General features: G+C 68.8%; 12 protein-coding genes. 6 read left to right on the plus strand and 6 right to left on the minus strand.

The features are described 5' to 3' along the window. The 6 genes from rsfS to N7367_RS14440 all read right to left on the minus strand — a co-directional run. On the minus strand, positions 1-381 hold a 381-nt coding region (rsfS, locus tag N7367_RS14415; RefSeq protein ID WP_279942642.1), incomplete at its 3' end, for a ribosome silencing factor. A 58-nt stretch (positions 382-439) separates the two neighbouring features. Then, positions 440-1105 (minus strand): nicotinate-nucleotide adenylyltransferase, encoded by a 666-nt coding sequence (nadD, locus tag N7367_RS14420; RefSeq protein WP_279942643.1) that lies wholly within the window; start codon positions 1103-1105, stop codon positions 440-442. A 3-nt stretch (positions 1106-1108) separates the two neighbouring features. Further along, a complete protein-coding gene (gene holA, locus N7367_RS14425; protein ID WP_053520121.1) occupies positions 1109-2146 on the minus strand; it encodes a DNA polymerase III subunit delta in 1038 nt (345 codons plus the stop codon). An 11-nt stretch (positions 2147-2157) separates the two neighbouring features. After that, positions 2158-2742: an LPS assembly lipoprotein LptE gene (gene lptE / locus N7367_RS14430; protein WP_053520122.1), complete on the minus strand. Its 585-nt coding sequence runs from the start codon at positions 2740-2742 to the stop codon at positions 2158-2160. 138 nt (positions 2743-2880) lie between these two features. Continuing rightward, complete coding sequence (leuS, locus tag N7367_RS14435; protein ID WP_074900259.1) at positions 2881-5523, minus strand: leucine--tRNA ligase; 2643 nt, start codon at positions 5521-5523, stop codon at positions 2881-2883. 105 nt (positions 5524-5628) lie between these two features. After that, positions 5629-6231: a DUF998 domain-containing protein gene (locus N7367_RS14440; protein ID WP_279942644.1), complete on the minus strand. Its 603-nt coding sequence runs from the start codon at positions 6229-6231 to the stop codon at positions 5629-5631. Between the two features lie 123 nt (positions 6232-6354). Here N7367_RS14440 and trxA point away from each other — a divergent pair, with 123 nt between their 5' ends. The 6 genes from trxA to N7367_RS14470 all read left to right on the plus strand — a co-directional run bounded on the left by trxA (position 6355) and on the right by N7367_RS14470 (position 12706). Continuing rightward, complete coding sequence (gene trxA, locus N7367_RS14445) at positions 6355-7212, plus strand: thioredoxin (protein ID WP_279942645.1); 858 nt, start codon at positions 6355-6357, stop codon at positions 7210-7212. Between the two features lie 108 nt (positions 7213-7320). After that, positions 7321-9030 (plus strand): FecR domain-containing protein, encoded by a 1710-nt coding sequence (locus N7367_RS14450; protein ID WP_065174908.1) that lies wholly within the window; start codon positions 7321-7323, stop codon positions 9028-9030. Next, complete coding sequence (locus tag N7367_RS14455) at positions 9027-10652, plus strand: CHASE2 domain-containing protein (protein WP_128990305.1); 1626 nt, start codon at positions 9027-9029, stop codon at positions 10650-10652. Before N7367_RS14450 ends, N7367_RS14455 begins: the two co-directional genes overlap by 4 nt. 81 nt (positions 10653-10733) lie before the next feature. After that, on the plus strand, positions 10734-11186 hold the full coding sequence (locus tag N7367_RS14460; protein WP_279942646.1) for a DUF4442 domain-containing protein: 453 nt from the start codon (positions 10734-10736) through the stop codon (positions 11184-11186). 54 nt (positions 11187-11240) lie between these two features. Continuing rightward, positions 11241-11924, plus strand: a complete 684-nt coding sequence (locus N7367_RS14465) for a DUF502 domain-containing protein (RefSeq protein WP_053520126.1) — start codon at positions 11241-11243, stop codon at positions 11922-11924. Beyond that, positions 11921-12706: a queuosine precursor transporter gene (locus N7367_RS14470; protein ID WP_053520127.1), complete on the plus strand. Its 786-nt coding sequence runs from the start codon at positions 11921-11923 to the stop codon at positions 12704-12706. The genes N7367_RS14465 and N7367_RS14470 overlap by 4 nt, the downstream gene beginning before the upstream one ends. The last annotated feature ends 71 nt before the right edge of the window (positions 12707-12777 follow it).

Raw genomic sequence — 12777 nt, forward strand, 5'->3', positions numbered from 1 at the left:
CTGGTCACCGACCGTCCACAGGCGCTCGAGGGCGTAGAACTCACGCACGCGCGGCAGCATCACGTGGACGATCACGTCGCCCAGATCGACCAGTACCCACTCGGCTTCGCGCTCGCCCTCAACCCCGAGCGGCATCACGTCGATCTTCTTGGCGAAGCGCACGACCTCGTCGGCGATCGACTTGACGTGGCGGGTCGAAGTACCCGAGACGATCACCAGGTAATCGGCAACGCTGGACCGGCCGCGCACGTCGATCTCGACCAGGTCCTTGGCCTTCAGGTCTTCGGTGGCTTGACGGACACTGGCCAGCAGTTCCGGCACGGACGGCGGCGGGCTGGGCAGATCGACCTTGATGGTCTGGGGCTGGGTCTGGTTGCTCAAAGTGGATCGACTCGATAAACGTGGGGGCGATTATACGGGGATGGCGCGGTCGCGGCATTCACGGTGTTGCCGGATGGTACAGCCGCTGCGCGGCCACGTAGTCGGCCACCGCCGGCGGCAGCAGGGCACGCCAGGGCCCTGCCGCGGCGATCTGCGCGCGCACGGCGCTGGCCGATTCCCCGCGCAGCGGATGGTGCAGGCGCAGGATGCGGCCGGCCGGACTGGCAAACAGGTCCTGTTCGCTGTCGGCCCACCGCCCTTCCAGGACACGGCCGAGCTCGCCGTCGACCGAGGCCTGCAGTGGACTGCCCGGCCGCTCCGCCACCACGAAGTGGGCCAGGCCGAACAGCGCCTCCCACTCATGCCAGCCGGGCAGGCCCAGCAGGCTGTCGGCGCCGACCAGCCAGGCCAGGGGCCGGCTGGGACCGAGCTCGCCGCGCAGTTCGCGCAGGGTATCGACGGTGTAGGACGGGCGACCGGGAAAGCGCGCGGCCCGATCCAGTTCGTGTCGGTCCAGCAGCAGCCCCGGCTCGTCGCCGATGGCCAGCGACAGCATCATGCAGCGCTGTTCGGCGGTCGCGCCGGGAACCGGGCGGTGCGGTGGATCGGCCGCCGGCAGCATCCGCACCGCGACCTGCAGCTCATCGCGCGCGGCGCGCGCGATCGCCAGGTGTCCCAGGTGCACCGGGTCGAAGGTGCCCCCGTAATAGACCCGCAGGCTCATCGATCAGGCCCGGGCCAGCAGCCGCACGGCGCGCGGCTCGGCCACGGCCACCAGCAGGCGCTCCAGCGCCAGCCAGGCGTCGCCGTCGGCGCGCCCCTTGGCGATGCGGTCGACCAGCCCGGCCTCGGCCACGAAACGTTCCCAGCGCTTGCCTTCCGGATGCCGCTGCAGCGCACGCTTGTACGGTGCCTGCCGCGACTCCCAGATGCCGCGCGATTTCATCTCGGCGGCAAGGTTGCCACCGCGCGCCTGCACCCGCGCCAGCCCGGCACCTGCCAGCAGTTCCCGGATCACGATCGGCATCAGCGCGGCCACCGCCTCGCCTTCGCCGCGCAGGCCGGCAAGCATGCGCAGCACCGCCGCCGGTTGCCCGGAGAACGTGGCTTCCACCAGCCGGAATACGTCATAGCGGGCGGCATCGGCCACCAGCGATTCCATGCGCTCCACGTCCAGCGCGTGCCCATCGGCCAGCAGCGCCAGCTTGTCGATCTCCTGCGCCGCGGCAAGCAGATTGCCCTCCACGCGCTCGGCCAGGCGCTGCACCGCGGCCGGATCCGCGCGCAGGCCTTTGCTGCGCAGGCGCCGCTCGATCCAGTCGGGCAGTTCATGCGGCTTGATCGCCCAGGCCACCGACAGCACGCCGACCCGGCCCACCGCTTCAGCCCACTTGCCCTGGTGCGCCTTGCTCCATTCGTTGGCGGTGATCATCAGCACGACGTCCGGTGCCGGATCGGCGCAGAACCGGCTGATCACCTCGGCGCCGTCCTTGCCCGGCTTGCCACTGGGCAACCGCACTTCCACCAGGCGACGGGCACTGAACAGGCTCGGCGCGTTGAAGCTGGCGTCGAGCTGGCCCCAGTCGAAGTCGCGACCATCGGCGTCGAACACCTCGCGCTCACCGATGCCGGCGGCGCGCGCCCGCGCACGGACCGCGTCGGCGGCTTCCAGCACGCGCAGCGTCTCAGGACCGGCGATCAGGTACACCGGCGACAGCGGGGTATCAGCGCCCTGGCTGGCCAGTTGCTCCGGACGTAGTTCCATGCCGGTCCCGGTCAGGGCTTGATGGCCGGTGCCGGTGTCGGCTCGGCCGGAACCGCAGGATCGACCGGCTTCGGCGCGGACAGGCTGCCCCCCTTCGCGACTTCGGCACGGACCACGCTGTCGATGCGGCGGATGATCGAGGCCGACATTTCCCGGCGCAGTTCATCGGCCAGGATCTCGCGCTCGGTGGTGGTACCGGTCGCGTCGGTGGGCGGCGACACGTAGTCGCGCGACAGTTCGATCACCTGCTGCGGCACCAGTTCGCTGCCATCCTCGCGACGGAAGATGAAGATCACCGCGTAGCGCAGGCTGTATTCCTGCGCACGACCCTGCGAGTCGATCGCGATCGGCAGGTCGCCCCAGCGTTCGGACAACACCTGCAGCTGGGTGCTGGGTTCGTTGCCATCCTCGCTTGCCAGCTTGGCGCCGGACGCCTGCAGACTGCGGTTGAGCAGCTTGACCAGTTCACTGTACGGGGCCGTGGAGACCACCTTCACCGGCGCGGTGTCGGTCGGCAACATCAGCTTGTTGCGCAGATGGAAGCCACAGCCGGCAAGGCCGAGGACAAGAACGAGGGCAAGCAGGAGTCGGGTCATGGAGAACAGTCTGGCGGAGCCGGGCGATCACGGCAACAGACAGCGTGCCCGAGACCGCGTGAACGCAGGGCCATCAACCGCATGCCCCCCGCGTTGCTGGAACATCGGCCGCCGGGAGGGCGGCCGGTGCGGGGTACATCAGGCGGCGACGATGTTCACGATCTTGCCCGGGACGATGATGATCTTGCGCACCGTCAGGCCTTCCATGAACTTCGCTGCATTCGGCTCGGCCAGGGCCAGCGCCTCGACCTGCTCGCGAGCGGCGTCGGCGGCCACTTCGATGGTGCCGCGCAGCTTGCCGTTGACCTGCACGGCCAGGGTCAGCGCGTCGCGCACCAGCGCGCTGGCGTCGGCCTGCGGGAACGGCTGGTCCTCCAGCAGCGTCTCGCCATGGCCAAGCACCTGCCACAGGGCGTGGCTGGCATGCGGGGTGATCGGATTCAGCAGCAGCACGATGGCCTGCAGTGCTTCCTGACGCACCGCGCGGCCCTGTTCGCTGCCGTCCTCGAACTTGGCCAGCGCGTTCATCAGTTCCATCACCGCAGCGATCGCGGTGTTGAAGCTGTGGCGGCGGCCATAGTCGTCGCCGACCTTGCCGATGGTCTCGTGGGTCTTGCGGCGCAGCGCCTTCTGGCCACCGTCCAGCGCGGCCACGTCCAGCGCGGGGGCGGCACCCTCGGCGGCATGCTTCTGCACCTGGGCCCACAGGCGGCGCAGGAAGCGGGCCATGCCGTCCACGCCGGCCTCGTTCCACTCCAGCGACTGTTCCGGCGGTGCGGCGAACATCGAGAACAGGCGCACGGTGTCGGCGCCATACTTGCCGACCATCGCCTGCGGGTCCACGCCGTTGTTCTTCGACTTGGACATCTTCTCGGTGCCACCGACCACCACCGGCTGACCGTCGGCGATCAGGGTCGCGCCGGTGATGCGGCCGCGCTCGTCACGCTGCACTTCCACGTCGGCGGGATTGATCCAGTCCTTGGAACCGTCCGGGTTCGGACGGTAATAGGTCTCGGCGATCACCATGCCCTGGCACAGCAGATTGCGGGCCGGTTCGTTGCTGTCCACCATCCGCGCGTCACGCAGCAGCTTGTGGTAGAAGCGGAAGTACATCAGATGCAGGATCGCGTGCTCGATGCCACCGATGTACTGGTCCACCGGCAGCCAGTAGTTGCCGCGCTTGTCCACGGCATCACGCGCGCCCGGCGAGGTGTAGCGCGCGTAGTACCAGCTCGACTCCATGAAGGTGTCGAAGGTATCGGTCTCGCGCTCGGCTGCACCGCCGCACTCCGGGCAGGTGGTCTTGCGCCACTCCGGGTCGGTCTTGATCGGCGAACCGGTGCCGGAGAACGCGACGTCCTCCGGCAGCACCACCGGCAGCTGCTCTTCCGGCACCGGTACCGCGCCGCACTTGGCGCAGTAGATCACCGGAATCGGGCAGCCCCAGTAGCGCTGGCGGCTCACGCCCCAGTCGCGCAGGCGGTAGTTGACGCGGCGCTGCCCCTGCGCCTTGCGCTCGAAACGCTCGGCCAGGGCTTCAAAGGCGCCCTGGAAATCCAGCCCGTCGAACTCGGCCGAATTGATCAGTTCGAAGGCACGGTTCTTGTCGCTGTACCAGTCCTGCCAGCGCGCGCCATCCCAATTGCGCTCGTCGTCATTGCGCGGATCCTTCAGCGCGATGACCTGCACGATCGGCAGGCCGTACTTGTTGGCCACTTCGTTGTCGCGCTGGTCATGGCCGGGCACGGCCATCACCGCACCGGTGCCATAGCCCATCAGCACGAAGTTGGCGACCCACACCGGCACCTTCTCGCCGGTGACCGGATGGATGGCGCGCAGGCCGGTATCCATGCCGCGCTTTTCCTGGGTTTCCAGCTCGGCCTCGGACACGCCGCCCTGCTTCATTTCCGACAGCAGCGCGGCCAGTTCCGGATTGTTCTTCGCTGCGTGCAGCGCCAGCGGGTGCTCGGCGGCGATCGAGACGAAGGTCACGCCCATCACGGTGTCCGGGCGGGTGGTGAACACGCGCAGCGGATCCAGCACGCTGCCATCGACGTCGCGCACGTCGAACTGGATCTCCAGGCCCTCGGAACGACCGATCCAGTTGCGCTGCATGGTCTTGACCGATTCCGGCCAGCCGTCCAGCTCGTCCAGGCCGTCCAGCAGCTCCTGGGCGTAATCGGTAATGCGCAGGAACCACTGCGGAATCTCACGCTTCTCGACCAGCGCACCGGAACGCCAGCCACGGCCGTCGATGACCTGCTCGTTGGCCAGCACGGTCTGGTCGACCGGGTCCCAGTTCACCACCGCGTTGCGGCGGTAGGCCAGGCCCTTGCGCATCAGACGGGTGAACATGCGCTGCTCGTGGACGTAATAGTCCGGACGGCAGGTGGCGAACTCGCGCGACCAGTCGATGGCATAGCCCAGCGACTTCAGCTGGCTGCGCATGTGGTCGATGTTCTTGTAGGTCCACGCCGCCGGCGCGGTTTTGTTCTTGATCGCCGCGTTTTCCGCCGGCAGGCCGAACGCGTCCCAGCCCATCGGCTGCAGCACGTTGTGGCCGGTCATGCGCTTGTAGCGGCTGATCACGTCACCGATCGTGTAATTGCGCACGTGCCCCATGTGCAGCGCACCGGACGGGTACGGAAGCATCGACAGGCAGTAGTACTTCGGCTTGTCGGAAGTCTCGTCGACCTCGAACGCGCGGGTGGCGTCCCAGTACTGCTGGGCGGCGGATTCAACCTGCTGCGGGTCGTAGGCGTTGGGTTCAGCGCTGGTCATGGAACACGCGGATGCGGCGGCAAAGCGGTACAGCGTACCGCAGTGCGGCAAACGTCTCCAATCCTGTCCGACGGCTGTGGGCCCGGTGGCGGCCCCGCGACCGTCTCAACGGGCCCGCGACAGCGGCAGCGCCAACGCCAGCCAGACCGCCCAGCAGGCGAAGGCCAGCCGCTGCGACAGAGGCGCCGGCAGCACGCCCTGCAGGGCGAAGGCTGCCAACGCGGCAACCACACCACAGGCCAGCGCCACCCCGCCCAATGCCCGGCCCTGTGTGTCGCGCAGGCGCGCCGTGCCCATCAGCAGGGCGCCGGCAACGAAGCCCAGCACCCATACCATCCAGGCGCTGGCATGCAGCTGGCTGGCCAGCCCGTGCAGGTCATCCACATCCAGCGGCAGCACGCCCATGGCGGCGAACGCCAGGCCGGCCAGCAGCAGCATCTGGCTGCCCACACGCGGGGCCCAGCCCGCGGTGGCCGGCAGCTGCCGGCGCAGGCATTCGGCCACCACCACCGCCAGCAGGCCCGGCAGCATGAAGCCCAGCAGATTGAAGCCCAGGGCATGCGGCACCCCCTGCGCGCCCAGCAACGCCACCGGATGGCGGGCCTGCGCGTAGCCGTCGAGGCCGGCACCGAAGCCGAGGACCGCAGCCACGAAGACGAGTGCGGCGATCACGCCCGACAGGCGCAGCAAGGGGGACGGCGACGACATGCAGGCTCCACGACAGCGGCAACAGGAAGGCTGCATTGTCGGCCATTTGCAGCGGCCCGGGTTGAGACGAGCAGGTTCCGCCACCATAGAATCCCTCTCCAGATGCCAAGCGATGCCTCCTCCATGACCGAGACGACCTACGTATTCGACGCCACCACTGCGACCTTCGAGGCCGAAGTCCTGCAGAAGTCGCTGCAGACGCCGGTGCTGGTCGATTTCTGGGCCACCTGGTGCGGTCCGTGCAAGACCCTGGGACCGATGCTGGAAAAGCTGGCCGGCGAGTACAACGGCGCCTTCGAGCTGGCCAAGGTCGATGTCGACAAGGAACAGCAGATCGCTGCCGCCTTCCAGATCCGCTCGGTGCCGACCGTGTTCCTGGTCAAGGACGGGCAGCTGGTGGACGGCTTCCCCGGCGCCATCCCGGAGGGCCAGCTGCGCGAGTTCCTCGCCCAGCACGGCATCGTCCCCGCTGATGTCGGCGATACCGTCAGCGAGGAGGAGGCACCGCTGGACCCGCAGGCACAGGTGGACGTGCTGCGCGCGCAGATCGCCGCCGAACCGGACAAGGACGAGCTGAAGCTCGACCTGGCCCTGGCCCTGCTGCAGATCGGCGGCGTGGATGAAGCCGGTACGCTGATCGACCGCCTGCCAGCCAACCTGGCCACCGACGACCGCGCCGTGCGCGCCCGTGCACGCCTGGCCTTCGCGTCCGCACTCAAGGACGCCCCGGCCGCCGAGGTGCTCGAATCACGCATCGCCGCCGATGGCAGCGACCTCAAGGCGCGCCATCTGCGCGGCGTGCAGCTGCTGCTGGAGGGCCAGGACGAGGCGGCCCTGGCCCAGTTCCTGGAAATGCTGCGGATCGACCGCGGTTTCGAGGACGGATTGCCGCGCAGGACCCTGATCGACGCCTTCAATGTGATCTCCGAGGAGGACCTGGTCGGGCAGTACCGCAGGAAGATGGCCTCGCTGCTGTTCTGAACGGAAGCCTGTCCCGTTCAGAATCCCTGCACTGAACGCGGGCGATAATGTGATCGATGGCGGCCGTTCGGCCGCCGCGATCCATTCGGGGGGATGAGGGTCGGGGCCATTGGGTCTTGCTGCTGCGCCTCCGCATTGCCGGGACTGCAAACTGTGACCTTCGTCCGCACTTCGCCTTTCATTACGCGCCTCCAACGTGTCCTGCTGTGCGCCCTCCTGCTGCTGCCGGCCATCGCCGCCGCACAGGACTGGAACTACCGGGTCCGTCCCGGTGACACCCTCTGGGACCTGGGTGGCCTGTACCTGAAGCCTTCCGTGCCCTGGCAACAGCTGCAGCAGCACAACCGCATCGCCAATCCCTATCAGCTGCCGCCGGGCCAGCTGCTGCGCTTCCCGATCAGCTGGCTGCGCACCGAGCCTGCGCCGGCACGGGTCCTGTCCGTGCGCGGCAAGGTCGGGCTGGTGGGCGGCGATGGCAGCGCCACCCGCGCGGTGCGGGCCGGAGAGCAGCTGCGCATCGGCGACACCGTGGAAACCGAAGGCGACTCCAGCATCACCCTCGAATTCGCCGATGCCTCGCGGTTGCAGCTGCGCGAGTATTCGCGCCTGCGCCTGGACCAGCTCAGCCGCTACGGCCGAACCGGCATGGTCGATACCCGCCTGCGCCTGCAGCAGGGCCGCGCCAGCAACCGGGTCACCCCGGCACGCGGCCCGGCATCGCGCTACATCATCGATGCGCCGACGGCGACCAGCAGCGTGCGCGGCACGGTCTTCCGCGTCAGCGCCGGCGATGGCGATGCCGGCCGGATCGGTGCCACCGAAGTGCTGGAAGGACGGGTGCAGGTCGCCAACACCCACGGCCAGCGCCTTGTCCGTCCGGGCCAGGCCAGCCGCAACGCCAGCGCCGACAAGGCGCCCGCCGCCGTGGCCGCGCTGCTGCCGGCGCCGACGCTGCGCCAGGATGAGCTGAGACTGGCCCCCCTGCCGAGCCTGCTGGCCTGGGACCCGGTCGCCGGGGCCGACCACTACCGGGTGGAGGTGGTGCAGGCGGCCACCCCGGAAATCCTGCTGTTCGCCGCCACCACCGCCGACACGCGACTGGCGATCGGCGATCTGCCGCCCGGCGAGCTGCGTGTGCTGCTGCGTGCGGTCGACGCACAGGGCGTGGAGGGCCTGGACGCCAGTGCCGACTTCGAACTCAGCGACCAACCGCCGCCGCCGTTGACCGTCTCTCCGCTGCACGGCCAGACCGTCAACAGCGATCGCCCCCGGTTCCGCTGGACCCAGGCCCCGGGCGCGAGCAGCAGCGTGCTGCAGGTCGCTGCAGAACCGACGTTCACGCAGCCGCTGCAGGAGCAGGCCAGCACCGGTACCGACCTGCGCCTGGCGCAGCCCCTGCCGCCGGGCCAGTACTACTGGCGCGTTGCCTCGCGCGATGACAACGGCCACCAGGGGCGCTATGGACAAGCGCTGCCACTGCAGCTGACCAACGAACCGGTGGACCCTGCCCTGCAGCCGCCCGAGGCGGCGCATGGCCAACTGACCCTGCGCTGGCAGGCCGGCAGCGAAGGCCAGCGCTACCGCGTGCAGGTGGATCGTCGTGGCGACTTCGCCAGCCCGATGCTCGATGAAACCGTCGAGCAGCCCCAGGTCAGCTTCAAGCGGCCATGGAGCGGCACCCTGCACGTGCGCGTGCAGTACATCGACGACGACGGGCACGCAGGCGATTTCTCGCCCGCGCAGCAGGTCAAGCTGCCCTGCCGCCTGTGCTACGGCGCCGGCGGCGGCGGTGCGCTGCTGCTCTGGCTGTTGTTATGAGGCGTTCGCCGCTTCCATGGTCCCGACGGATCGCACTGGCCGTGCTGGCCGGTGTGCTGACGGCCGTGGCCAGCCATGGCCAGTGGCTGTGGCGCCAGGATGAAGCGGCCTACGACGCGATGGTCGGCGGCTGGGACTATCGACCCGACCCCAGCGTGCTGATCATCGCCATCGACGAAGGCAGCCTGCAGCGCATCGGCCAATGGCCATGGCCGCGCTCGGTACATGCGCGCCTGCTTGATCGCCTTACCGACGCCGGCGCCGAACGCATCGCACTGGACCTGATGCTGTCCGAACCCGACCGCCGCGACAGCCGCCAGGACGAAATCCTGGCCGCCGCGATCCGGCGCAATGGCCACGTCGTACTGCCCGTGCTGGCGGCGCCGGCAGCCGGCGACCGCATGGCCGAGGAACTGCTGCCCATTCCACTGATCGCGGCCAGCGCTGCGGCGATCGGCCACAGCGATGTCGAAGTGGATGGCGATGGCGTCGCCCGTGGGGTGTACCTGCGCGCCGGCATCGGCCAGCCGCATTGGCCTGCGCTGGGCCTGGCCCTGGCCGGACTGCCCGCCAGCGCGATCGACGGCCTGCCGGATCCCGAGCCGGAGGTCGATTCCCCCTATCAGTGGCGCCGCGACGATTACGTGCGGGTGCGCTACGCCGGCCCGCCGGAACGATTGCCGCAGGTGTCCTATGCCGACGTGCTCGAGGGCCACGTGGACATGGCGATGCTGCATGGGCGACGCATCGTGGTCGGCATGACCGCCAGCGGCATCGCCCCGCGCCTGCTCACGCCGACCACGCGCGAGTACTGGATGAGCGGCAGCGAGTACCAGGCCAACATCGCCTCGATGCTGCTGCAGGGCAGGCAGATCCACGTCCTGCCACGGCTCTGCCAGGACGCCATCGGTGGCCTGCTGGTGGCGCTGTGCGTGATCCTCCTCGGTCTGCGCCTGCCGTGGCTGACGGCGCTCTGTTCGCTGCCGCTGGCCCCGCTGCTGAGCTGGGCGCTGCTGCGCGCCGGCAACCTGTGGTGGGCACCGGCCAGCGCGATGCTGGGCATCGTGCTGGTGCTGCTGGCCTGGGCGATATGGCGGATCGCGGCCTGGCACCGGCTGGCCAACCGTGACGCGCTGACCGGCCTGGGCAACCGGCTGCGTTTCGAACAGTCGCTGCAGCAGGAATGCGATGCCGCACGGCGCAGCGGCAAGCCGCTCACGCTCGCGCTGATCGACGTCGATCACTTCAAGCACCACAACGACCGTCACGGTCACCAGGTCGGCGATCGCGTACTGCGCGAAGTGGCGCGGCAGATCGCCGCGCACGCGCGTCGCCCGCGCGACAAGGCGGCACGCTACGGCGGCGACGAGTTCGCGCTGGTGCTGCCGGATACGCCGGCCGAGGGCGCGCGGCAGGTGATCGAAGACCTCATCCAGAGCATCCGCGCCCTGCCCGCACCAGGCGAAGGCCATGACGGCGGCATCACCCTGACCATCGGCGTCTATACCCGCATCCCCAATGGCGAGCTGCAACCCCATCATTTCGTGGAAGGTGCCGACGCGGCGCTGTACCAGGCCAAGGCCAATGGTCGCGACGGCTACGTGATCGACGCCGCAGGGTGACACGCGCCGCGCCGCGCACAGCTACAACATACGCATGCGAATGGTTAGACTTGGGGCCCGCCCTCCGCCCTCGCGATGCACATGAACGCCCGCCTGTTCCGTTTCGGCATCAACCTGTGGCCGCCCTTCCTGTTCACCGGCATCCACGTCACCCGGGTCAGCCCGGACTACCGGCAGATCGACGTCGAGCTGCGCCAGCGCTTCTGGAACCGCAACTACGTGGGCACCCACTTCGGTGGCAGCCTGTTCGCGATGACCGACCCGTTCTGGATGCTGGGCCTGCTGCATATCCTCGGCCGCGACTACTACGTGTGGGACCGCGCCGGCGCGATCGACTTCCTCAAGCCGGGGCGCGGCACCGTGCGCACGTCGTTCCGCATCGACGATGCGCTGCTGGACGAACTGCGCGCCGACGCTGCCGGCGGCGGCAAAGTGCTGCGCTGGTTCAGCAACGATGTGGTCGATGAAAGCGGCGAGGTGGTCGCCCAGGTGCGCAAGCAGGTCTACCTGCGGCTGAAGCCGCACGCACGCTGATCCCGGCCGCATTCCCCTGCATCATCGGCAAGCACTGGCCGCTACAATGCGCCCATGTCGCTCGAAGCCCCCTCCCTGGTCCCCCGCCCCTCCCTGCAGCGCCTGTTCCTGACCGGCCTGCTGACCCTGCTGCCGATCTGGCTCACCTGGGTCGTGGTCAAATTCGTGTTCGTACTGCTGTCGGGTATTTCAAGCCCGCTGGTGGTGCCCCTGTCGGAGCAGATCGCGACCAGCTTCCCGCATTACCTGGGCTGGGTGCGCGCGGAGTGGATCCAGAACACCATCGCGCTGCTGGCCACGCTGCTGGTGATCCTGGCCGTGGGCGTGGCCAGCCGCCGCGTGCTCGGCCAGCGCCTGCTGCGCTGGATCGGCGCGGTGATCAAGCGGATCCCGCTGGCCAGCATCATCTACGACAGCGCCAAGAAGCTGCTGGACATGCTGCAGACCGAACCCGGCAGCACGCAGCGCGTCGTGCTGATCGACTTCCCGCACCGCGACATGAAATCGGTCGGCCTGGTCACGCGGGTGATCAAGGAACACGGTACCGACCGCGAACTGGCAGCGGTGTACGTGCCGACCACGCCGAACCCGACCTCCGGCTATCTTGAAATCGTGCCGGTGGAACTGCTCACACCCACCGACTGGACCGTGGACCAGGCGATGAGCTTCATCATTTCCGGTGGTGCTGTGGCGCCAGCCAGCGTGCCGTTCACCCGCGCGGGCGAACGCACCGAATGAGCACGACGCCGGTCGAGCGCCCGCTGCAGGACCGCGCGGTCCTGCTGTTCATCGTGCTGGCCGCGTTCTTCTGCGGCAATGCCGTGCTGGCCGAGCTGATCGGAGTGAAGATCTTCGCGCTGGAAGACACGCTCGGCATCGACCCGCTGAACTGGAACCTGTTCGGCCAGACCGGATCGTTGAGCTTCACCGCCGGCACACTGCTGTGGCCGGTGGTGTTCATCATGACCGACACCATCAACGAGTTCTTCGGCAAGCGCGGGGTGCGTTTCATCTCGTGGTTGGCGGTGGTGCTGATCGCCTACGGCTTCCTGTTCGCTTTCGCGGCGATCTCGCTGGCGCCGGCCAGCTGGTGGGTCACCTCGATGAACGCCCATGGCGTGCCCGACTACCAGGCCGCGTTCGCAGCGGTGTTCGGCCAGGGCATGTGGACCATTGCCGGTTCGCTGGTGGCCTTCCTGCTCGGCCAGCTGATCGACGTGGCCGTGTTCCACAGGATCCGGCAGGCCACCGGCGAGCGCCACGTCTGGTTGCGCGCTACCGGTTCCACCGCGGTGTCGCAGCTGGTGGACAGCTTCGTGGTGATCTGGATCGCTTTCGTGCTCGGCCCGCAGCAGTGGCCGACATCGCTGTTCCTGGCGGTGAGCAGCGTCAACTACGTCTACAAGATGGGCTTTGCGATCGCCCTGATTCCCCTGCTGTACCTGATGCGCCGTGCGATCACCCGATACCTGGGTGTCGAGCGCGCGGCCGCGCTGCGGGCTGCGGCCGCGGCTGACTGAAGGCCCAGCGGGCGCCAGCTGACTGCGCCCCCGCGCTGGCCGTACGCGGCCGGATCGTGCAAGCTCCACGG

Origin of the sequence: Stenotrophomonas sp. GD04145 (assembly GCF_029835135.1) — a bacterium.
GTDB classification, from domain to species: domain Bacteria; phylum Pseudomonadota; class Gammaproteobacteria; order Xanthomonadales; family Xanthomonadaceae; genus Stenotrophomonas; species Stenotrophomonas maltophilia_P.